Origin of the sequence: Ancylobacter moscoviensis (assembly GCF_007559435.1) — a bacterium.
In the GTDB taxonomy this organism is placed as follows: Bacteria; Pseudomonadota; Alphaproteobacteria; order Rhizobiales; family Xanthobacteraceae; genus Ancylobacter; species Ancylobacter moscoviensis.
In genome coordinates, this window is the sequence record NZ_VMBP01000003.1 from 176,372 (window position 1) to 197,979 (window position 21,608).

22 protein-coding genes are annotated in these 21,608 nt (G+C 68.5%); 14 read left to right on the forward strand and 8 right to left on the reverse strand.

From position 1 onward, the window contains the following. Positions 1 to 160: 160 nt before the first annotated feature. Positions 161 to 898 (reverse strand): 3-oxoacyl-[acyl-carrier-protein] reductase, encoded by a 738-nt coding sequence (gene fabG / locus FO470_RS10885; RefSeq protein WP_144342986.1) that lies wholly within the window; start codon positions 896 to 898, stop codon positions 161 to 163. A 33-nt stretch (positions 899 to 931) separates the two neighbouring features. Continuing rightward, positions 932 to 1,882: an ACP S-malonyltransferase gene (gene fabD, locus FO470_RS10890; protein WP_144342987.1), complete on the reverse strand. Its 951-nt coding sequence runs from the start codon at positions 1,880 to 1,882 to the stop codon at positions 932 to 934. A gap of 346 nt (positions 1,883 to 2,228) precedes the next feature. Here fabD and rpsF point away from each other — a divergent pair, with 346 nt between their 5' ends. From rpsF to FO470_RS10950, 12 genes are all read left to right on the forward strand, one after another. After that, positions 2,229 to 2,702 (forward strand): 30S ribosomal protein S6, encoded by a 474-nt coding sequence (gene rpsF, locus FO470_RS10895; protein WP_144342988.1) that lies wholly within the window; start codon positions 2,229 to 2,231, stop codon positions 2,700 to 2,702. Beyond that, positions 2,702 to 2,968, forward strand: a complete 267-nt coding sequence (gene rpsR / locus FO470_RS10900; protein ID WP_144342989.1) for a 30S ribosomal protein S18 — start codon at positions 2,702 to 2,704, stop codon at positions 2,966 to 2,968. The genes rpsF and rpsR overlap by 1 nt, the downstream gene beginning before the upstream one ends. Positions 2,969 to 3,112: 144 nt before the next feature. Beyond that, positions 3,113 to 4,069, forward strand: a complete 957-nt coding sequence (locus tag FO470_RS10905; RefSeq protein WP_144342990.1) for a DUF2232 domain-containing protein — start codon at positions 3,113 to 3,115, stop codon at positions 4,067 to 4,069. A gap of 44 nt (positions 4,070 to 4,113) precedes the next feature. Next, positions 4,114 to 4,683: a 50S ribosomal protein L9 gene (rplI, locus tag FO470_RS10910; protein WP_144342991.1), complete on the forward strand. Its 570-nt coding sequence runs from the start codon at positions 4,114 to 4,116 to the stop codon at positions 4,681 to 4,683. A 222-nt stretch (positions 4,684 to 4,905) separates the two neighbouring features. Then, complete coding sequence (locus tag FO470_RS10915; protein WP_144342992.1) at positions 4,906 to 6,165, forward strand: SAM-dependent methyltransferase; 1,260 nt, start codon at positions 4,906 to 4,908, stop codon at positions 6,163 to 6,165. A 162-nt stretch (positions 6,166 to 6,327) separates the two neighbouring features. After that, complete coding sequence (locus FO470_RS10920; RefSeq protein ID WP_144342993.1) at positions 6,328 to 7,812, forward strand: replicative DNA helicase; 1,485 nt, start codon at positions 6,328 to 6,330, stop codon at positions 7,810 to 7,812. A 10-nt stretch (positions 7,813 to 7,822) separates the two neighbouring features. Beyond that, positions 7,823 to 8,953, forward strand: coding sequence for an alanine racemase (alr, locus tag FO470_RS10925; protein WP_246659556.1), 1,131 nt, complete (start codon positions 7,823 to 7,825; stop codon positions 8,951 to 8,953). 93 nt (positions 8,954 to 9,046) lie between these two features. Further along, a complete protein-coding gene (gene radA / locus FO470_RS10930; protein WP_144342994.1) occupies positions 9,047 to 10,501 on the forward strand; it encodes a DNA repair protein RadA in 1,455 nt (484 codons plus the stop codon). A gap of 109 nt (positions 10,502 to 10,610) precedes the next feature. Then, positions 10,611 to 11,210 (forward strand): CvpA family protein, encoded by a 600-nt coding sequence (locus FO470_RS10935; RefSeq protein ID WP_144342995.1) that lies wholly within the window; start codon positions 10,611 to 10,613, stop codon positions 11,208 to 11,210. A gap of 99 nt (positions 11,211 to 11,309) precedes the next feature. After that, on the forward strand, positions 11,310 to 12,809 hold the full coding sequence (gene purF, locus FO470_RS10940; RefSeq protein ID WP_144342996.1) for an amidophosphoribosyltransferase: 1,500 nt from the start codon (positions 11,310 to 11,312) through the stop codon (positions 12,807 to 12,809). 6 nt (positions 12,810 to 12,815) lie between these two features. Next, complete coding sequence (locus FO470_RS10945; RefSeq protein WP_144342997.1) at positions 12,816 to 13,232, forward strand: VOC family protein; 417 nt, start codon at positions 12,816 to 12,818, stop codon at positions 13,230 to 13,232. A gap of 17 nt (positions 13,233 to 13,249) precedes the next feature. Then, positions 13,250 to 14,020 carry an SDR family NAD(P)-dependent oxidoreductase gene (locus FO470_RS10950; RefSeq protein WP_144342998.1) on the forward strand — a complete coding sequence of 257 codons (771 nt, stop codon included), beginning with the start codon at positions 13,250 to 13,252 and terminating at the stop codon, positions 14,018 to 14,020. Between the two features lie 70 nt (positions 14,021 to 14,090). On the opposite strand, the gene der is transcribed toward FO470_RS10950, so the two are convergent. The 5 genes from der to FO470_RS10975 form a co-directional block, all read right to left on the reverse strand. Next, entirely contained in the window at positions 14,091 to 15,437 is a 1,347-nt protein-coding gene (der, locus tag FO470_RS10955) for a ribosome biogenesis GTPase Der (protein ID WP_144342999.1), read from the reverse strand. Between the two features lie 24 nt (positions 15,438 to 15,461). Beyond that, positions 15,462 to 15,743, reverse strand: coding sequence for a hypothetical protein (locus FO470_RS10960; RefSeq protein ID WP_144343000.1), 282 nt, complete (start codon positions 15,741 to 15,743; stop codon positions 15,462 to 15,464). A gap of 11 nt (positions 15,744 to 15,754) precedes the next feature. Further along, positions 15,755 to 16,480 carry a tetratricopeptide repeat protein gene (locus FO470_RS10965; protein WP_144343001.1) on the reverse strand — a complete coding sequence of 242 codons (726 nt, stop codon included), beginning with the start codon at positions 16,478 to 16,480 and terminating at the stop codon, positions 15,755 to 15,757. Between the two features lie 209 nt (positions 16,481 to 16,689). Beyond that, positions 16,690 to 17,511 (reverse strand): 3-methyl-2-oxobutanoate hydroxymethyltransferase, encoded by an 822-nt coding sequence (panB, locus tag FO470_RS10970; protein WP_144343002.1) that lies wholly within the window; start codon positions 17,509 to 17,511, stop codon positions 16,690 to 16,692. Between the two features lie 36 nt (positions 17,512 to 17,547). Continuing rightward, a complete protein-coding gene (locus FO470_RS10975) occupies positions 17,548 to 18,117 on the reverse strand; it encodes an NnrU family protein (protein ID WP_144343003.1) in 570 nt (189 codons plus the stop codon). A 230-nt stretch (positions 18,118 to 18,347) separates the two neighbouring features. Here FO470_RS10975 and FO470_RS10980 point away from each other — a divergent pair, with 230 nt between their 5' ends. Beyond that, positions 18,348 to 18,773 carry a L,D-transpeptidase gene (locus FO470_RS10980; RefSeq protein ID WP_144343004.1) on the forward strand — a complete coding sequence of 142 codons (426 nt, stop codon included), beginning with the start codon at positions 18,348 to 18,350 and terminating at the stop codon, positions 18,771 to 18,773. 81 nt (positions 18,774 to 18,854) lie between these two features. Beyond that, positions 18,855 to 20,033, forward strand: coding sequence for a GGDEF domain-containing protein (locus FO470_RS10985; protein WP_144343005.1), 1,179 nt, complete (start codon positions 18,855 to 18,857; stop codon positions 20,031 to 20,033). Here FO470_RS10985 and FO470_RS10990 read toward each other — a convergent pair. Beyond that, positions 19,999 to 21,606, reverse strand: coding sequence for a peptide chain release factor 3 (locus FO470_RS10990; protein ID WP_144343006.1), 1,608 nt, complete (start codon positions 21,604 to 21,606; stop codon positions 19,999 to 20,001). The two genes, FO470_RS10985 and FO470_RS10990, sit on opposite strands and share 35 nt — an antisense overlap. Positions 21,607 to 21,608: the final 2 nt, after the last annotated feature.

Consider the following 21,608-nt stretch of genomic DNA (forward strand, 5'->3'; position numbering starts at 1 on the left):
TGGCGGCCTGTTTTCTGCCCCGAGTTACAGGAAGTGACCGGACTTGTCCGCTTTGGGATCGCGGTGTCCACCCCTGTGAGCCGAGGCGGTCGTTAGCACACTTCAACCGGCAAAACCAGCACCGTAAAGCACTGGTTAACGCCGGTCTCCGCGGGCTGAATCAGATCATCGCCATCCCGCCGTTCACGTGCAGCGTCTGGCCCGTGACATAGGCGGCCTCGCTCGAGGCAAGGTAGACGGCGGCCGCCGCGATGTCCTCGGGCGTGCCGAGGCGCGCGGCCGGGACGGCGGAGAGAATCGCGTCCTTCTGCTTGTCGTTCAGCACGTCGGTCATCGGCGTGGCGATGAAGCCCGGCGCGATGCAGTTCACCGTCACGCCGCGCGCCGCCACTTCCTTGGCGAGCGCCTTGGACATGCCGATCATGCCGGCCTTGGCGGCCGCGTAATTGCCCTGCCCGGCATTGCCGGTCACGCCCACCACCGAGGTGATGCCGATGATGCGGCCGGTGCGGCGGCGCATCATGGAACGGGCGGCGGCGCGGGTCAGGCGGAAGCCGGCGGTCAGGTTCACCGCGATCACCGTGTCCCACATCTCGTCGGTGAGGCGCACGAACAGGCCGTCACGGGTGATGCCGGCGTTGTTGACCAGGATGTCGAGCTCGCCCAGCGCCTCCTCGGCCTGCGGGACCAGCTGCTCCACCTGCTCGGTATTGGAGAGATCGCAGGGCAGCACATGGGTGCGCTCGCCGAGTTCGGCGGCGAGCTTCTCCAGCACCTCGCGGCGCGTGCCGGAGAGCGCGACGGTGGCGCCCTGCGCGTGCAGCGCCTTGGCGATCGCCCCGCCGATGCCGCCGGTCGCGCCGGTGACGAGGGCGGTCTTGCCAGTCAGATCGAACACGGAAATCTCCTGAAATCTCTCAAGCCGGGTGCTTCACGCTTCCGCCGGGACGGCGGCGAAGGCGGCGACGTCCTCGGGCGTGCCGACATTCGCGGCGGCAACCTGGCGGGCGATGCGCTTGGTGAGGCCGGACAGCACCTTGCCGGTGCCGACCTCGACGAGACGGGTCACGCCCTGCTCCGCCATGAAGGCGACGGATTCGCGCCAGCGCACCGTGCTCGTCACCTGCTTCACCAGCAGCGCGCGGATGGTGTCGGGATCGCTCACCGGCGCGGCGGTCACGTTGGCGACGAGCGCCACCTTCGGCGCGCGCACCTCGACGCCGGCCAGCGCCGCGCGCATGGCGTCGGCGGCGGAGGCGATCAGGCTGCAATGGAAGGGCGCGGACACCGTGAGCAGGATCGCGCGCGAGGCGCCTTCCCGCTTGGCGATCTCGCAGGCGCGCTCGACCGCCGCCGCATTGCCGGAAACCACGACCTGGCCCGGCGCATTGTCGTTGGCGATGTCGCAGACATCGCCCTGCGCCGCCTCGGCGGCCACCGCGGCCACCTTGTCGAAGTCGAGGCCGAGAATGGCGGCCATCGCGCCGGTGCCCACCGGCGTCGCCGCCTGCATGGCGGTGCCGCGCAGGCGCAGCAGGCGGGCGGTGTCGGCGATCGAGATCGAACCGGCGGCGGCCAGAGCCGAATATTCGCCCAGCGAATGGCCGGCCACGAAGGCCGCGTCGCGCGCGAGGTCGAGACCCGCCTCGCTCTCCAGCACGCGCAGCGCGGCGAGCGAGGCCGCCATCAGCGCCGGCTGGGTGTTGGCGGTCAGCGTCAGCCTCTCGATCGGCCCGTCCCACATGACGGAGGACAGCTTCTCGCCGAGAGCCTCGTCCACTTCGTCGAACACGGCCCGGGCCGCGGCGAAGTTCTCGGCGAGGGCCTTGCCCATGCCGACGACCTGGCTGCCCTGGCCGGGAAATACGTAGGCGCTGCTCATGACGTCGCGTGGTCCATTCGTTAGAATTGGCGCGGGCAGGAACACTGACCAGCGCGCCGTGTCAAGTTCGGCACCCTTCCGCTGCGCCGCGCAAGGGCCGTGCGCCTTGATTTCCGGTGCATTTCGCGTATAAGCGCGCCCACTGTCGGTCCCGGCCGGGGGCTGAACGGACGGTTGCGCGCGTCGATTTCCCTATAGGGGAAGCGGCCGGCGCGGCAGGAGACTCAAGGGTCTTCGTCGTCCCGTGTCCCCGCCTTCGAGATATTTCGAGCCTTTCCGGGGCTCGAAGGGCTCGGCGTCGGGACGATGGCCGCAATAGTGCGGAACATTAGGAAAGGCACGAGACATGGCTCTCTACGAGCATGTGTTCCTCGCGCGCCAGGACGTGACGGCGCAGCAGGTCGAGGAACTCACCGCCCGCTTCAAGGGCGTTATCGAGGCGAATGGCGGCTCGGTCCAGAAGACCGAGTACTGGGGCGTGAAGACCCTCACCTATCGCATCCGCAAGAACCGCAAGGCGCACTTCTCGCTGCTCAACATCGACGCCCCGGCCGCTGCCGTGGCCGAGATGGAGCGCCAGATGCGCATCGACGAGGACATCCTCCGCTTCCTGACGATCCGCGTCGAGGAGCTCGAGGAAGGCCAGTCGGTCATGCTGCAGAAGCGCGACCGCGACGATCGCGGCGAGCGCGGCTTCGGTGATCGCGGCTTCGGCGGCGACCGCGGCTTCGGTGGCGGGCGCGGCTTCGGCGGCGACCGTGGTGATCGCGGCCCGCGCCGTGATCGTGAAGAGGCTCCGGCCAACGTGGAGACTGAGTGATGGCTTTCGGTGGCACCGGCGGCTCGTCCGCGAACACGGGCGCGCGTCGCCCCTTCTTCCGCCGTCGCAAGACCTGCCCGTTCTCCGGCGCCAACGCGCCGAAGATCGACTACAAGGACGTGCGGCTGCTGCAGCGCTACATCTCCGAGCGCGGCAAGATCGTCCCCTCGCGCATCACGGCGGTCTCCGCCAAGAAGCAGCGCGAGCTCGCCCAGGCCATCAAGCGTGCGCGCTTCCTCGGCCTGCTGCCCTTCGTGATCCGCTGATCGCGTAAGATTTTCCGTCCCCGGCTCCGGCCGGGGACGTTTCGACCTTTATTTTCCGACAGGTCCGCGGGGACATTCCCGAAGGACCTTGGCTGGGGCGGACGATGATCCGCTCCTAACCGCTCGGAGCGGGACAGCTCGTCGATGGTTCAGAACTGGCTCATAGCCTTCGGCGCTGGCGCGGCGTCAGCCCTTCTGGTGGCGACGGTTGCCACCGGCAGCGCCTTGGCTTTGCCCCTGTTCTATCTCGCGCCGCTTCCCGTCCTCATCGTCGGCCTCGGCTGGAATCACCTCTCCGCGCTGGTCGCCGCCTCCGCGGCGGCGGTCGCCATCGGCGTCTTCTTCGGGCTGGAGCTGCTGCTCGCCTATGTCGCCGGCGTCGGCCTGCCGGCCTATGTGCTCTCCTATCTCGCGCTGATGGCGCGGCAGGAGCAGCCGGACGGCCCGCTCGAATGGTTCCCCGTTGGCCGCATCGTGCTCGCCGCCGCCATTCTCGGCTGCCTGGCCGTCGCCGCGCTGATCCCGCTCGTGGCCGGCAGCGTCGAAGGCTATCAGGCGGCGCTGCGCTCGCTGTTCCAGGCGATGTTCGAGGAGAATCCGGGCGCGGGCAGCGCCGACATGGAGCGGCTGGTCGACCTGCTGGTCCTCGTCATGCCCCCGGCCGCCGCCGTGGTGACGATGGTCACGCAGCTCGCCAATCTCTGGCTCGGCGCCCATGTCGCCCGCGTGTCCGGGCGCCTCATCCGCCCGTGGCCGGACCTCGCCGCCATCGCCCTGCCGCGCGCCAGCGTGGCGCTGCTGGCCGGCACGCTCATCGCCGCCAGCCTCGCCGGCGGCTTCGTCGGCCTGCTGGCCGAGCTGTTCAGCGCCACGCTGGTCATGGCCTTCGCGCTCGTCGGCATCGCGGCGATCCACTGGATCACCCGTGGCGCCGCCGGACGAACGCTGGTCATCGCCACGGTATGGATCGCCGCGCTGGCGCTGGGCTGGCCCTTCGCGGCGCTCGCCCTGCTCGGCCTCGCCGAAACCCTCTTCGGCCTTCGTGGCCGCTTCCGGCGCGGGAACCCCTCCGGGGGACCGCCGGCGGCCAATGACGGCTGACCCCCCTCATTCCTGAAATCTGACGAATCGAATGGAGAACTGAAATGGAAGTCATTCTGCTGGAGCGCGTGGCCAAGCTTGGCCAGATGGGTGAAGTCGTCCGCGTCAAGGACGGCTACGCCCGCAATTTCCTCCTCCCCTCGGGCAAGGCGCTGCGCGCCACCAAGGACAACAAGACCCGCTTCGAATCGATGAAGGCCCAGCTCGAGACCCGCAACCTCGAACTGAAGAACGAGGCCACCAAGGTCGGCGAGAAGCTGAACGGCACGATCGTGGTGCTCGTGCGCCAGGCCGGCGAGACCGGCCAGCTCTACGGCTCGGTGTCGACCCGCGACATCGCCGAGGCGCTGACCGCCGCCGGCTTCACCGTCGAGCGCAAGCAGATCGTCCTCAACCACCCGATCAAGACCATCGGCCTGCACGAGGTGCCCGTCACCCTGCACCCGGAAGTCGAAGTGTCGGTCCGCGCCAACGTCGCCCGCAGCGCCGAGGAAGCCGAGCGCCAGTCGCGCGGTGAAGACCTCACCGTCATCCGCGACGAGGAGGACGAGGACGAATACTTGGAGGAGGCTCCGGCCGAGGCCGAGACCGAGGCTGAGGCCGAACAGGCCTGAAGCAATTACCCTGCGGAATACGTCGAATTGCGTAGCCCGGCCGCCTGCGGCCGGGCTTTTTTGCATGCGTGGCAACGTTTGGATTGTTGCGAGGAGGAAAATGTTGTGATGCAATGATTTGCACATCATGAACATGCCCACGCGATGGGCAGGCGGTCTTCACGCGGGGACGCCCCTTAGTGGTTTGTCGTCGCCGACTGCCGGTACCGTTGGAGTTGGCCGATGGAACGGTTGCTCTCGCAGGTTCTTGCGCGCGTCGTGCGCCGCGGTTCCGTTGTCGTCACTTTCGCTTCCGGCACGCGCGCCACCTTCGGCGACGGAACGGGCGAACCTCTCGAAGTCCGCTTCACTTCCGACGCCTGGCAACGCCAGATCGCCCTCGACCCCGAGCTGAAGCTCGGCGAGGCGTTCATGGAAGGCGGTCTGGTGATCGAGCGGGGCGACATCGCCCAGCTTCTCGCCCTGCTCATGGCGCAGGTGGGGCTCCAGGTCCCCAGCGCCAGCGCCAAATTCCTTATGAAGCTGCGCTTCCTGTTCCGCCGGCTGGCGCAGTTCAATCCGCGCGACCGCTCGCAGAAGAACGTCGCGCACCATTACGATCTCGACGGGCGGCTTTATTCGCTGTTCCTCGATGCCGACCGGCAATATTCCTGCGCCTATTTCGAGACGCCCGACCAGTCGCTCGACGACGCGCAGCTCGCCAAGAAGCGGCACATCGCGGCCAAGCTGCTGTTCGACAAGCCCGACCTCACCGCGCTGGACATCGGCTGCGGCTGGGGCGGCATGGGGCTCTACCTCGCCGGGCATACGGGGGCACAGGTGACGGGCGTCACCCTCTCGCAGGAACAGCTCGGTGTCGCCCGGTGCCGCGCCGAGGAGCGCGGCCTTGCCGAACGCGCCGACTTCCGCCTGCAGGACTATCGGGACGTGCCCGGCCCGTTCGACCGCATCGTCTCGGTCGGCATGTTCGAGCATGTCGGCGTCGGCCATTACGACGAGTATTTCGGCAGGGTGGCGGAGCTTCTGAAGGATGACGGCGTGGCGCTGATCCACTCCATCGGCCGTTCGGAAGGCCCCGGCATCACCAATCCGTGGATCGCCAAGTACATCTTCCCCGGCGGTTACATCCCGGCCTTGTCAGAGGTGCTTCCCGCCATCGAGCGGGCGGGTCTCTTCGTCACCGACATCGAGATCCTGCGCCTGCACTATGCCGAGACGCTGAAGGCGTGGCGCGAGCGCTTCCTGGCGCATCGCGAGGAGGTGGAGCGGCTCTACGATTCGCGCTTCGTGCGGATGTTCGAATTCTATCTCGCCTCGTCCGAGATGGCGTTCCGCCATCAGGGAATGATGATCTTCCAGATCCAGCTCGCCAAGCGCGAGGGCGTGGTGCCGCTGACGCGCAACTACATCGCCGAAGCCGAGACAGCCTTGCGCAGGATCGAACGCGAGAACCGTCCTGGCCTGCGGCTGGCGGGGGAATAGCGCCCCCGCCTCGGGGCGGCTCGGGGGGCCGGAGGGCGTCAAGCAAGATTTAGCTTTCCACAGGCCCTCCACAGGACAAAATGAGGCGTGCGCGATTCACCCCGGACTCGGCGCCGGGGTGAAGGTAGCTGTTGCAGCAGCCCATCCGCACCCGGAAGAGATATGCTCGATTCCCCTGCCCGTCCCTCGGCGGAGACAGACGCGACCTATCGCACCGCCCCGCACAACATCGAGGCGGAACAGGCGCTGCTGGGCGCGATCCTCGTGAACAACGAGGCGTTCTACCGGGTCTCGGACTTCCTGGAGCCGCGCCATTTCTTCGAGCAGATCCATGTGGCGATCTATGAGACCACGGCGGCGCTGATCCGCGCCGGCAAGGTGGCGACGCCGGTCACGCTCAAGACCTTCCTGCCGGGCGAGTTCGACATCGCCGGCCTCACCGTGCCGCAATATCTCGCCCGCCTCGCCGCCGAGGCGACGACGATCATCAACGCCGAGGATTACGGCCGCACCATCTACGACCTCTCGGTGCGCCGCGACCTGATCGCCATCGGCGAGGAGATCGTCAACGAGGCCTACGAGGCCCCGGTCGACGCCACCCCGCAGGAGCAGATCGAGGAGGCCGAGAAGCGCCTCTACGAGCTCGCCGAGACCGGGCGCTACGACGGCGGCTTCATGCGCTTCAACGACGCGCTGAAGGAAGCGGTCGACATGGCCAGCCGCGCCTTCCAGCGCGACGGTCATCTGTCCGGCACCGCCTCGGGCCTCGACGATCTCGACCAGATGATGGGCGGCCTGCAGCCGTCCGACCTCATCATCCTCGCCGGCCGCCCGGCGATGGGAAAGACCTCGCTCGCCACCAACATCGCCTTCAACGTCGCCGCCGCCTACCAGTCGGAGACGCTGCCGGACGGCTCGATCCGGCCGCTCAACGGCGGCGTGGTCGGCTTCTTCTCGCTGGAAATGTCGGCCGAGCAGCTCGCCACCCGAATTCTCGCCGAGCAGGCCGAGATCGCTTCCTACAAGATCCGCCGCGGCGACATCTCCGAGCACGAATTCGACAAGCTCGCGAGCTGCGCGCAGATGATGCAGACGATCCCGCTCTACATCGACGACACCGGCGGCATCTCCATCGCCCAGCTGCGGGCCCGCGCCCGCCGGCTCAAGCGCCAGCGCGGGCTGGACTTCATGGTCGTCGACTACCTCCAGCTGCTCACCGGCTCCTCCAAGAGCTCGTCGCAGGGCCGCGTGCAGGAGATCACCGAGATCACCACCGGCCTCAAGGCGCTCGCCAAGGAACTCGGCGTGCCGATCATGGCGCTGTCCCAGCTCTCGCGTCAGGTCGAGGCGCGCGACGACAAGCGTCCGCAATTGTCCGACCTTCGCGAATCCGGCTCGATCGAGCAGGATGCCGACGTGGTGATGTTCGTGTTCCGCGAGGAATATTACCTCAAGAGCCGCGAGCCGAAGGAAGGCACCGAGGAATGGTTCAAGTGGGACCAGGACATGAAGGCGGCGCAGGGCATCGCCGAGGTGATCATCGGCAAGCAGCGCCACGGCCCCACCGGCACGGTGAAGGTCGCCTTCGAGGCCCAGTACACCCGCTTCTCCACGCTGGCCCAGAACGACCGGCTGCCCGAGCATTGAGTTCGCCATCGTGACCAGCCACGACATTACCAGCCACGACATTCCCCCGCCCGAAGCCGGCGGCGTCCTCACTATCGATCTCGCGGCGCTGCGCGCCAATTACGAGGAGATCGCCCGCCGCGTGACGCCGGCCGCCTGCGCGGCGGTGGTGAAGGGCGACGGCTACGGCATCGGCCTCGTGCCGGCGGCCTCGGCGCTCTGGCAGGCGGGAGCGCGCACCTTCTTCGTCGCGCTGCTCAGCGAGGCGCGCGAGCTGCGCAACCTGCTTCCCGAGGCCGAGATCTTCGTGCTCAACGGGCTCTTCCCCGGCACCGAGGCGGCCTATCGCGACAAGCGGCTGTGCCCGGTTCTCGGCAGCGTGTCGGAAATCGAGCGCTGGAGCGCGTTCTGCGAAGATACAGGCACCGCCCTGCCCGCCGCCGTCCATGTCGACACCGGCATGAACCGGCTCGGCCTGTCGGCGACGGAGGCGGTGAACCTCGCCGAGGGACGCGACGAGATCGGCTTCACGCTGGCCCTGCTGATGAGCCATCTCGCCTGCGCCGACGAGCCCGACCATCCGCTGACCGCCCGCCAGCTCGAGGATTTCCGGGCCATCGCCGCGCTGTTCCCGGACGTGCGGGCGTCGCTCGCCAATTCGGCCGGCGCGCTCGGCGATCGCGCGCTGCATTTCGATCTCGTACGGCCGGGCATTGCCGTCTATGGCGGCCGCCCGCGCAAGGATGTCGCGCCGCTGCGGCCAGTGGTGCGGCTGGAGCTGCGGATCGCGCAGGTGCGCCACGTGCACGAGGGTGAGACGGTCGGCTACGGCGCCGCGCATACCGCCCTGCGCCCCTCGCGCGTCGCCATCCTCTCGGCCGGTTATGCCGACGGCATTCCCCGGCTGGCCGGCGCCTCGGATCTCCGTCCCGGCGCCGAGGCGGTGGTGGCGGGCCATCGCTGCCCGCTGATCGGCCGCATCTCGATGGACCTCCTCGCCCTCGACATCACCGAGGTGCCCGAGGATGCCGTCTCCCCGGGCGACTTCGCCACTCTGCTCGGCGACGGGCTCGGCCTCGAGGATCTGGCGCGCCATTCCGCCACCATCGACTACGAGATCCTCACCTCCCTCGGCCGGCGCTATCACCGCCGCTGGGTATAGCGCCCGCACCCGCGAATTTGGTCCCTGTTTGTTCTCACGCCAAATGGCGGTAGAACCTCGACGGATCGATTCACTCCGGATTTCCGACCGCCCATGGCCAAACGCGCCGCCTCCTTCATCTGCCAGATCTGCGGCGCGGTGCATTCGCGCTGGCAGGGGCGCTGCGATTCCTGCGGCGCGTGGAACTCCATCGCCGAGGAAACCGCCGCCTCCGATACCTTGCCCGCCAATCTGCGCGGCGGGCGCAAGGGCCGGCTCATCGCGCTGGAAAGCCTGTCGGGCACCTCGGAGGACGCTCCCCGCGTGCGCGTCGGCATCTCCGAGCTCGACCGGGTCGCCGGCGGCGGGCTGGTGCCCGGCTCGGTGCTGCTGATCGGCGGCGATCCCGGCATCGGGAAGTCGACCCTGCTGATCCAGGCTTCGGCCGCGCTGGCCAATGCCGGACACCGCATCATCTATGTCTCGGGCGAAGAAGCGGTGGCGCAGGTGCGCCTGCGCGCCGAGCGCCTCGGTCTGGCCGGCTCGTCGGTCGAGCTCGCCGCCGAGACCAATGTCGAGGACATCGTCGCCACCCTCTCCGAGGGCAAGCGCCCCGCTCTGGTCGTGATCGATTCCATCCAGACCATGTGGACCGACACGGTGGAATCCGCCCCCGGCACGGTCACGCAGGTGCGCTCCTCGGCGCAGATCCTCATCCGCTACGCCAAGCGCGCCGGCGCGGCGGTCATCCTCGTCGGCCATGTCACCAAGGACGGCCAGATCGCCGGTCCGCGCGTGGTCGAGCACATGGTCGACGCGGTGCTCTCCTTCGAGGGCGACGGCGCCCATCATTTTCGCATCCTGCGCGCACAGAAGAACCGCTTCGGGCCCACCGACGAGATCGGCGTGTTCGAGATGACCGGCCTCGGCCTGCGCGAGGTGGCCAACCCCTCCGAGCTGTTCCTCTCGAATCGCGACAGCGGCGCCCCCGGCACGGCCGTCTATGCCGGCATGGAGGGCACCCGCCCGGTGCTGGTGGAAATCCAGGCGCTGGTCGTGCCGACGAGCCTCGGCACGCCGCGCCGCGCCGTCGTCGGCTGGGACCCGAGCCGGCTCTCCATGGTGCTGGCGGTTCTGGAAGCGCGCTGCGGCATCAAGCTCGGCGCCCATGACGTGCACCTCAACGTCGCCGGCGGCTTCCGCATCAGCGAGCCGGCCGCCGACCTCGCCGTGGCGGCCGCCCTCGTCTCCTCGCTGTCGGGCGCCGTGCTGCCCGCCGACAGCGTCTATTTCGGCGAGGTGAGCCTCACCGGCGCCGTGCGCGCCGTGCCGCATTCCGTCGCCCGGCTCAAGGAAGCCGCCAAGCTGGGGTTCAACCGCGCCGTCGCGCCGGAAGCCAAGGGGTCCGGCAAGAACGCGGACAAGGGCGCGGGCAAGGGAAACGGAGCCTCTAAGGAGACGCAGGAGCCTCCCCTCGCCATCGATACCGTCACCTCTCTTGGGGATATCGTCGCCAACATCGCCGCCCGGGGCCGCCGCAGCGCCTCCCGCGAGCGGCAAGAGGGATGACGGACGCCCTGCTCCGCGCTATACGTCGCGCGGTCCCTTACGGGGCCGGAACAGCGCAGATTCGCTGCGCTTTCCTGTCGAAAGCCGCTAGGATCACGGTGCGCTCGTCTTGACGTTGCTCGACATCATCCTTGTCGCCGTGATGGTGATCTCCGGCCTTCTGGCCATGGTGCGCGGGTTCGTGCGCGAGGTCTTCGCCATCGCCTCCTGGGTCGCCGCGGCGATCGTCACCCTCTACGCCTATCCCCACGTCCTGCCGCTGGCGAAGCAGTATATCGCCAACGACACCTTCGCGATGGCCGCGAGCGTGGGTGCGGTGTTCCTCCTCACCCTGCTGATCGTCTCGATCATCACGGTGCGGATTTCGGACCTCGTGCTCGATAGCCGCATCGGCGCGCTGGACCGCACGCTGGGCTTCCTCTTCGGCCTCGCCCGCGGCTTCCTGATCATGGTTGTGGCCTTCCTGTTCTTCAACTGGCTGGTCCAGAACGAACAGGGCCAGCCGGACTGGATTCGCGACGCGCGGGCGAAGGTGGTCTTGCAAAGTGCGGGTGACTGGCTCATCTCCGTATTGCCGGAAGATCCCGAGAGCCTGATACGCGACATTCGCAACTCGAAGGAAGCCGAGCCGAACGAGCCGCCGCCGGAGCCCTTCAATCCGGGCACGGCCCCGGCCACTCCCGGCCCGGCGTCGCCGCCGGCGCCTTAATTCGACCGCGCCCGTGGGACAAAGCCGTCCCGGGGCGCTGTTGCATTTGAGCTAGTGGAGCGGGCGCAGCCTCGAACTGCGCCGAGGAGCGATGGTCCTATGGCCGACCTGACTGTTGACGACGTGGCGCCGAAATCGGCGGTGGCCGACGATTTCTACGACGACTACGGGGACACGCTGCGCGAGGAGTGCGGCGTGTTCGGCATTTACGGGCACCCCGACGCCGCGGCGATCACCGCCCTCGGCCTGCACGCCCTGCAGCATCGCGGGCAGGAAGCAGCCGGCATAACCACTTATGACGGCAGCCGTTTCCACTCGGAACGCCGCCTCGGCCTCGTCAGCGACGCCTTTTCCGACGGCGACGCGATCAAGCGTCTGCCCGGCCATATCGCGGTCGGCCATGTCCGCTACTCGACGACCGGCGAGACCATCCTGCGCAACGTGCAGCCGCTCTTCGCCGAGCTCGACGGCGGCGGGTTCGCCATCGCCCACAACGGGAACCTGACCAACGGCCTCACCCTGCGCCGCCAGCTCATCCGTGACGGCGCCATCTGCCAGTCGACCTCCGACACCGAGGTGATGCTCCACCTCGTCGCCCGCTCCAAGCGCCCCCGCTTCACCGAACGCTTCGTCGACGCCCTGCGCTCCATCGAGGGGGCCTATGCCTTTGTCGGCCTCACCAACAAGAAGCTGGTGGGTGCCCGCGACCCGCTCGGCATCCGCCCGCTGGTGCTCGGCGAACTCGACGGCCACCCGATCCTGACCTCCGAGACCTGCGCTCTCGACATAATTGGTGCGCGCCATGTGCGCGACATCGAGCCGGGCGAGGTCATCGTCTTCTCCTCCGACAAGGTGGAGACGCTGCGCCCCTTCGGCAGCGTGCCGCCGCGTCCCTGCATCTTCGAGTACATCTATTTCGCCCGCCCGGACTCGGTCGTGGGCGGCCGCTCGGTCTACCAGGTCCGCAAGACCATGGGCATGCAGCTCGCCGCCGAGGCGCCCGCCGATGCCGACCTCGTGGTGCCGGTGCCGGACTCCGGCGTGCCGGCGGCCATCGGCTTCTCGCAGGCCTCCGGCCTTCCCTACGAGCTGGGCATCATCCGCAACCACTATGTGGGACGCACCTTCATCCAGCCGACCCAGTCGGTGCGCGACCAGGGCGTGCGGATGAAGCACTCGGCCAACCGCGCCGTCGTCGAGGGCAAGCGCATCGTGCTGATCGACGACAGCCTGGTGCGTGGCACGACGTCGGTCAAAATCGTCCGCATGATGCGCGAGGCCGGGGCGCGCGAGGTGCATTTCCGCATCTCCTCGCCGCCAATCACCCACCCCGACTATTACGGCATCGACACGCCGGACCGCGACAAGCTGCTCGCCGCGACGCATGACCTCGAAGGCATGCGCCGCTACATCGGCGCCGACAGCCTCGCCTTCCTCTCCATCGACGGCATCTACAAGTCGATGGGCTATGAGGGCCGCGATCCCGTGTGCCCGCAGTTCACCGATCACTGCTTCACCGGCGAGTATCCGACCCCGCTGACCGACCGCGAAGGCGAGGTTTCGCCGCGCCAGCTCTCCCTGCTGGCCGAGGCGAGCTGACACGCCGTGGTCGAGCTTCGGGAATGGCATCGCGGCCGCCTCATCGACCACATCCAGCTGGTGGTGAAGGACCTCGAGGCCTGCCGCCGCTTCTACGGCGCCGCGCTTGAGGTGCTCGGCGTCCCGGTGGTCGACGGCGAAGGCTATTTCTTCGCCGACGAACTCTTCGTCAGCGCCGGCGAGCCGACCACGGGCCGCGCCCACCTCGCCTTCCAGGCGCCGGACGAGGAAACCGTGCGGCGCTTCCACGCCGCCGCCCTGAACGCCGGCGGGCGCGACAATGGCGCGCCGGGCCTGCGGGACTATCATCCCGGCTATTACGCCGCCTTCGTGCTCGACCCCGAAGGCAACAACATCGAAGCGGTCACTCACGGCCCCGCCCGGCGTTCCGCGCCGTCGGTGGTCATGACCGACGAAACGTAAGCGTTCGAGGAAACCCCATGTCGGATATCCCCGCGGCGGACACGTCCGCGCGCCCGCTCGCCGGGCGCATCGCCCTCGTCACCGGCGCCACCCGCGGCATCGGCCAGGCGACCGCCCTCGCCCTCGCCGAGGCCGGCGCGCACATCGTCGCCATCGGCCGCACGACCGGCGCGCTGGAGGAGCTCGACGACGCCATCGTCACGGCCGGCTCCACCGCGACGCTGGTGCCGCTCGACATGAAGGACGGCGAGGGCATCGACCGGCTCGGCGGCGCTCTCTACGAGCGCTTCGGCAAGCTCGACATCTTCGTCGGCAATGCCGGCGTGCTCGGCCCGATGACGCCGCTGGCGCAGATCGACCCCAAGGAGTGGGACGACACGCTGGCCGTGAACCTGACCGCCAACTGGCGCCTCGTGCGCTCGCTCGATCCGCTGCTGCGCCTGTCGACCGCCGGCCGCGCCGTGCTGGTCTCCTCCGGCGCCGCGCACAAGGCGCGGGCCTATTGGGGGCCCTATTCCATCACCAAGGCCGCGGTGGAAGTGCTGGCCCGCACCTGGGCGGCGGAGGTGATGAACATCTCGAACCTCAAAGTGAACCTCATCAACCCCGGGCCGATCCGCACCCGCATGCGGGCCAAGGCCTTCCCGAGCGAGGACCCGAACACCCTCCCCGCCCCGGAAGAGGTCGCCGCCGCCATCCTCGCCCTCTGCCTGCCGGGCTTCGAGGAAACCGGCCGCCTCTACGACTTCCCCACCCGCAGCCTCAAGGCGTTCCCGGTTCCGGTGTGAACGCCCCCGCACGAGACGAAAAAAGGGACGGCGCGAGCCGTCCCTTTTGCATTCCGTCGACCGATCCCGCTCAGTCCTTCTCGGCGTAGGGATTGTCCTTCTCGCGCAGCGTGAGCCGGATCGGCACGCCCGGCAGATCGAAGCTCTGGCGCAGATTGTTCACGAGATAGCGGACATAGCTCTCCGGCAGCGCGTCGGCGCGCGAGCAGAACAGCACGAAGCTCGGCGGGCGCGCCTTCGGCTGGGTGATGTAGCGCAGCTTGATGCGACGGCCGGAGACGGCCGGTGGCGGATGCTCGCTGGTCACCTCGCCCAGCCAGCGGTTGAGCGGGTTGGTCGCGACGCGGCGGTTCCACACTTCATGCGCCTGGCCGACCGCGCGCACGAGACGATCGAGCCCCTCGCCGGTGAGGCCGGAGACCAGCACCACCGGCGCGCCCCGCAGCTGCGGGAGCCAATGGTCCGCCTCCCCGCGCACGCGGGTGACGAAGCCCGGCTGGTCCTTGACGAGATCGGATTTCGACAGCGCCAGCACCACCGCCCGCCCCTCGCGCTCGGCGAGGTCGGCGATGCGCAGGTCCTGCTCCTCGAAGGGATGGGTGGCGTCCATCAGCACGATCACCACCTCGGCGAAGCGCGCCGCGCGCAGGCCATCGGCGACGGAGAGCTTCTCCAGCTTGTCGTCGATGCGGGCGCGCTTGCGCATGCCGGCGGTGTCGAAGACGCGCAGCGCCACGCCGTGGCGCTCCACATCCACGGCGATGGAATCGCGGGTGATGCCGGCCTCCGGGCCGGTCAGCAGCCGGTCCTCGCCCAGCAGCGCGTTGATCAGCGTGGACTTGCCGGCATTGGGCCGCCCGAGCACCGCGACGCGGATGCGCCGGCCGCCCTCGCCGCCTTCCTCCTCGTCCTCGTCGGCGTCGTCCGGCAGGCATTGCGCCAGCGCGCGCACGAGGTCCGCCATGCCGTCGCCGTGCTCGGCGGAAAGCTCCACCGGCTCGCCGAGGCCCAGCGCATAGGAATCGAGCGTGCCGCCCTCCGAGCCCCGCGCCTCGGCCTTGTTGGCCACGAGGATGGTGTGCTTGCCGGAACGGCGGGCGAGTTCGGCGAAGGCGCGGTCGCTCGGCGTGACGCCGGCCTTGGCGTCGATGAGGAACAGCAGCACGTCGGCGTCGTCGATGGCCGCCTCGGTCTGCGCCCGCATGCGGCCTTCGAGCGATTCGGCCTTGGCCTCCTCCAGCCCCGCCGTGTCGATCACGCGGAAGGAGAGATGGCCGAGCCGGGCATCGCCCTCGCGCCGGTCACGGGTCACGCCGGGACGGTCGTCGACCAGCGCGAGACGCTTGCCGACGAGGCGATTGAACAGCGTCGACTTGCCGACATTGGGCCGGCCGACAATGGCGACGGTCATCGTCATGGAATGGGGGCGCCTCCGCGCCGGTCAGCGGGCCGGAGTGGTGCCCGAGGCGGGCGCGGCGGGAGCGGCCGAAGGCTCGGTCGACAGGCCATAGGCCGAGTTGGCCGGCTGCGGCGGAGCCTGGTTGTAGTCGATGCCAGGCACGCCCTCGGGGAACACCGGCTGGCGCGCGCCCGGCAGGGGCTTCTCGCGCTCGTTGAAGGGGTTCAGCGATTCGAGGGTCTCGCAGCCGGCGGATGCGAGGGTCAGCCCGAGCACGGGGACCAGCAGCAGCGCGCGGCGCAACCGGAGCTTGGCATGGTGCATGGAGCTTCTCCTCACTGCACGGCAGGAGCGGCGGCCGGCGCATCTGCCGGAGCCGGAGCGGAGGTCGGGGCCGCGGCCGGCGCCGGAAGCGGCATGGAAGCGGCCGCCAGCGTGCGCATCAGCTCGGCGCGACGGCGCAGGCCGGGAGGGATCTGGCCATCGTTCAGCAGCGCGGTGAAGGTGTCGGTCGCCGCCTTGTAGTCGCCGGCCTTGTACTGGGCGAGACCGATGATCTCGCGCGCGGAATAGCGGAAGGCGCCTTCCGGCGTGTCGAGCGGCTTCACCCGGCCCTCGATGTCCGCGAACGGCGCGGTATCGACCAGCAGCAGCGCGGCGCGGATCTGCGCCACATTCTGCATCAGCCGGCTGATCGACGGATCCTTGGCGAGCGCATCGTAATCGGCGACGGCGGCGGCCCGGTCGGTCTTGGCCAGCTCGGCCGCCGCGCGGAAGCGCGCGAGAACGCGATAGCCCGGCGTGCCGTCCTTCTCGATCTGCTGGAACGCGGCATCCGCCTCGGCGGCCTTGCCATCCGCCGCGAGTTGCAGCGCGGCCTCGAACTGCGCGCCGGCCGCCTGATCCTGCTGCAGGCGCCACCATTCATAGCCGCGCCAGCCGGCGACAGCGACGACGATCAGCACCGCGAGACCGACGACATAGGCGCCGTAACGCGTCCAGAGACGGTTGAAACGCTCGCGACGCAGATCCTCGTCGATCTCGTGGAAGATGTCAGCCATGTCGGTCCGTGGAACTCGTCGCAAGGCGCCGGCACACAGGCGCCGGGCGGTATCTGAAAGGCCGGGTAAACTAGCGATGCGGCTTCAACAAGGCAAATCGGCGCGCCGCCTCTCCACTGCCCATCGTAATTTGCCGCCGGGCGCCAGTTGGCTCGTCATGGCCGGGGGCCCGGAGATGACGGTCCAAAGGCCGCCGCCCCGCCGGCGCCTCACCCCTTCTTCGGCGCGTAGACATGCTCCGGCCCGGGGAAGCTGCGGCCCCGCACCTCGCTGGCATAGGCCTCCACGGCCGCGCCGATGGCCGGGCCGATCTCGGCGAACTTCTTGACGAAGCGCGGCACGCGGTCGGACAGGCCGAGCATGTCCTCCAGCACCAGGATCTGCCCGTCGCAGGCCACCGACCCGCCGATGCCGATGGTCGGCGGAGCGACCTCCTCGGTGATCTGCCGGGCCAGCGGCTCCGAGATCGCCTCCAGCACCATGGCGAAGGCGCCGGCATCGGCGATGGAGCGGGCGTCGTCGAGGATCAGCGCCGCGCTCGCCTCGTCGCGACCGAGCGCCTTGAAGGAGCCGAGCGTGTTGATCGCCTGCGGGGTCAGTCCGACATGGCCCATCACCGGCACGCCGCGATCGGCGAGGAAGCGCACCGTCTCGGCCATGCGGCGCCCGCCTTCCAGCTTCACGGCGCCGGCGCCGGTCTCCTTGAGCACGCGGGAGGCGGTGGCGAAGGCCTGCTGGGGCGAGCCCTCATAGGAGCCGAAGGGCAGGTCCACCACGACGAGCGCCCGCGCGGAGCCGCGCATCACCGCCTGTCCCTGAAGGATCATCATGTCGACCGTCACCGGCACGGTGGTCTCCATGCCGTGCATCACCATGCCCAGCGAGTCGCCCACCAGCATGAAGTCGACATGCGGGTCGATGAGACGGGCGGTATGCGCGTGATAGGCGGTCAGCGAGACGATCGGATCGCCGCCCTTCTTCGCACGGATATCCGGTGCGGTCAGACGGCGCGCGGCGGACTGGACGGACATTTCAGGCGGTTTCCTCGTGTTCTTGTAAGGGCTTGGTCAGCCCATCACCGGCACCCCGACGATGTAGGGGTGGAACCAGAAGGCAAGGGCCGCATAAAGCACGACACCGCCGACGATCGCAATGATGTCGCCGCCCCAGCCGGCCGGCGCCACCGGCAGCGGCGCGCCGCGACGCTTGGCCATGATGCGCATCACCACCGCCCAGGCGAGGATGACCACCGCGAGCGTCACCGTGGCGGCGTCGCCATTGGCGAGCAGATGCGCCAGCGCCCAGGTCTTGATCGCCACCAGGAAGGGAAACTTCAGCCATGCCTTGAGGTGGCTCGGCACCAATGCGGCCACGGTGGCGATGGACGCGATCAGCATCAGCAGCAGCGCCAGATGACGCAGTCCGACCGGCGGATCGTAGAGCTGCGCCGGCCCTTCAGCCCGCCACTGGCCGTAGCCATAGGCGATCAGCAGCACGCCGGCGAGGGCGACGACACCGTGAATGACGCGGTAGGTCGTCGTGCCGAGCTGGGCGGACGCCGCCGCGCCGATCTTGCGGCGCGCGGTGAGGATATGGATGGCAACGAACAGGACGAGGCCCGCCAGCATCAGGATCATGGAAATGCGCTCCCGGATTGGATTCCGGCGCGACGCTAGATCGTTTCCAATCGGAGCGCCATCCGGGTTGGCCGCGTCCGTTTGCCCATCCCCTCGCGCGTCGGTCCGCGTGCCTGTGGCGCGATCCGATGCCGGCCGATCAGCCGGATGTGTAAACCATAAGACGTTTCGAGGCTCCCGCCGTCGCCGGTATCGTGCCAGAATACCGCCACAATGTCGGGGATGCCGGGATGAGACATCTTCTTGCCGCCCTCGTTGGGGGCATGCTCCTCTTTCTCGCCGCGCCGGCCGGTGCGCAGAGCGTGACGGCCCACATCGATCTGTCGCGTCAGGTGATGAAGGTCTCGGTGGACGGGGTGCCGCGCTATGTCTGGCCGGTCTCCACCGCCCGCAAGGGCTACCGCACGCCGGTCGGCAGCTACCGGCCGCAGCGGCTGCATCGGCGCTACTTCTCGCGCAAGTACTACAACTCGCCCATGCCCTACTCGATCTTCTTCCACGGCGGCTATGCCATTCACGGGACGAACGATCTGAACCGGCTCGGGCGTCCGGCCTCGCATGGCTGCGTCCGGTTGCATCCGGGCAACGCCGCGACGCTGTTCGCGCTTGTGAATGATTACGGGCGCGCCAATACGCGCATTGTCATTACCCGTTGATCGGGGCATTGCTAGCGTCGGTAGGCACATGCCGGAGCTACCGACGGCCCGGCTGAAGGCCATTTGCGCAGGTGGGCCTTCATGCTGCTGGACTACACGTCGCTGCTCATCGCCATCGGCTTCTCGGCGATCTGCCTGTCGATCATCCTGCTGGGCACCTGGTCCACCGCGCGCGCGGACAAATACCTGCTGATCTGCTCCATCGCCGCCGGCTTCATCGTCTGCGACGTGTTCCTCTACAGCCTCTATCTCTCCAATCCGCACTACTCGCTTGCTACCATCGCATTCGCCCACCTCCTCACCGGCCTCTCAATTTTGTACGGCGGGGCCTTCTATTTTCGCCTTGGAGGCTCGCCGCGCGGGCGCATTCTCATCGGCATGGCGAGCCTGCCCATCGCCCTCACGCCACTCGCGATGGGCTATGACGGCGCCGGCTTCATGCTGGTGAACCTCTCGGCTGCGGCGCTGCTGGCACTCACGGCGTTCGAGTATTGGCAGACCCGGGCCGAGGCGCCCGGTGCCATCGCCGGCATGTGCGGCCTCTATCTTTTCGTCGGCACGTCCTTTGCGGCCTGCGCACTGGTGCTGGCCTTCGACGGTAGGCTCGTTCTCGATGGCCCACCCGCCAACTGGGCGGAGGACTTCAACGTGCTGTCGGTCATTGCCGGCGTGCCGGGCATCGGTGCGATGACGCTGGCGCTCAACCAGACCCGGCTCGCCCGCGCCCACAAGCGCGAGGCGATGACGGATTCGCTCAGCGGACTGCTCAACCGCCGTGCCCTGTTCGACATGATCGGCACCGAGCCGCTGGCCGACGACATCACGGTGGTGCTGTTCGATATCGACCACTTCAAGTCGATCAACGACACGCACGGCCACGCGACCGGCGATCGCGTCATCGCCCTGTTCGCGCAGGCGCTTCGCGAGAGCTTGTCGGAAGGCCAGCAGGCGGCGCGGATCGGCGGAGAGGAGTTCGTGCTGGTCCGTCCGCACCGGACGCTCGACCTCGCCCTGCTGCAGACGGAGCAGGTGCGGCTGCGCTTCGCCGCGCAGGTGCTCTACCAGGAAGGCTTCGCCTCTACCACCAGCGCCGGCATTGGGATCGGCACGCGGGGAATGCTGTTCGACCAGGCATTCAGCCAGGCCGACACCGCGCTCTATCGCGCCAAGCGCGAAGGGCGCGACCGCACAGTGGTCGCCGCCCTCGGCGCCGGATCCGGCGTGATCACGCTGCCTTCTTCACGTCCTTCACGTCGGTGAAGACGATGCCGGGCCAGCGGTCGCCGGTATAGCCGATCATGAAGGCCGAGGGACTGAGGAAGACGAGATCGCCATCCAGATCCTCGGCGGTAGAGAGGCGATTGCCGGCGGCGAACTCGTCCAGCTTCTTCGGGTCTTCCGACGACACCCAGCGGGCGAGCTGAAACTCCGACATGTCGAAGCCGACCTCGAGGCCATATTCGGCCTCCAGCCGGTTCTTCAGCACGTCGAGCTGCAACGGGCCGACCACGCCGACAAGCGCCGGCGAGCCGTCGGTCGGGCGGAACACCTGAACCACGCCCTCCTCCGCCATCTCCTGCAGCGCCTGCTTGAGCTTCTTGGCCTTCATCGCGTCGGGCAGCTTCACGCGGCGCAGGATTTCCGGCGCGAAGCTCGGCACGCCGACGAAGTTGATTTCCTCGCCTTCGGTCAACGTGTCACCGATACGCAGATTGCCGTGGTTGGGGATGCCCACCACATCGCCGGCATAGGCCTCCTCGGCGAGCTGGCGGTCCTGCGCAAAGAAGAATTGCGGCGTGGCGAGGCTCATCGGCTTGCCGGTGCGCACGAGCTTGGCCTTCATGCCGCGCTGGAGCTTGCCCGAGCACAGGCGCGCAAAGGCGATGCGGTCGCGGTGGTTCGGATCCATGTTCGCCTGGATCTTGAAGACGAAGGCCGTCATGCGCGGCTCCTCGGCCTCCACCCTGCGCGCGTCGGCCTGCTGTGCGCGGGGCGGCGGGGCGTAGCGCCCCAAACCTTCCAGCAGGTCGCCGACGCCGAAATTGCGCAGCGCCGAGCCGAAGAACACCGGCGTCAGATGGCCTTCAAGGAAGGCGCCGAGTTCAAACGGATTGCAGCCCTCGCGCACGAGGGTCAGCTCCTCTTCGAGCGCACCCTCATCGAGCGTCACGTTGAGCGCTGCAATCTCAGCCATGCTCATCTGCCTGAGCGGACCGGTCTTGCCTTCGTCGCCGTCGAGCAGGCGCATGCCGCTGGTGGCGATGTCCATCGTGCCGACGAAATCGCGTCCGCGCCCGACCGGCCACGTCATCGGGGAAGTGTCGAGCGCCAGCGTCTTCTCGATCTCGTCCAGCAGTTCGAACGGGTCGCGGCTCTCGCGGTCCATCTTGTTGATGAAGGTGATGATCGGAATGTCGCGCAGGCGGCAGACCTCCAGCAGCTTGCGCGTGCGCGCCTCGATGCCCTTGGCCGCGTCGATCACCATCACCGCCGCGTCGACGGCGGTCAGCGTGCGATAGGTATCCTCCGAAAAGTCCTCGTGGCCCGGCGTGTCGAGCAGGTTGAACACGTGGCCGCCGAACTCGAAGGTCATCACCGAGGTGGCGACCGAGATACCGCGCTCGCGCTCGATCGCCATCCAGTCCGAGCGGGTCGAGCGGCGGTCCTTCTTGGCGCGCACCTGTCCGGCGAGCTGGATCGCGCCGCCGAACAGCAGCAGCTTCTCGGTCAGCGTGGTCTTGCCCGCGTCCGGGTGCGAGATGATCGCGAAGGTGCGCCGGCGCGCGACTTCGAGCGCGATGGGCGAGGCGGCGGAATTAGAGAGAGCGTTCATGC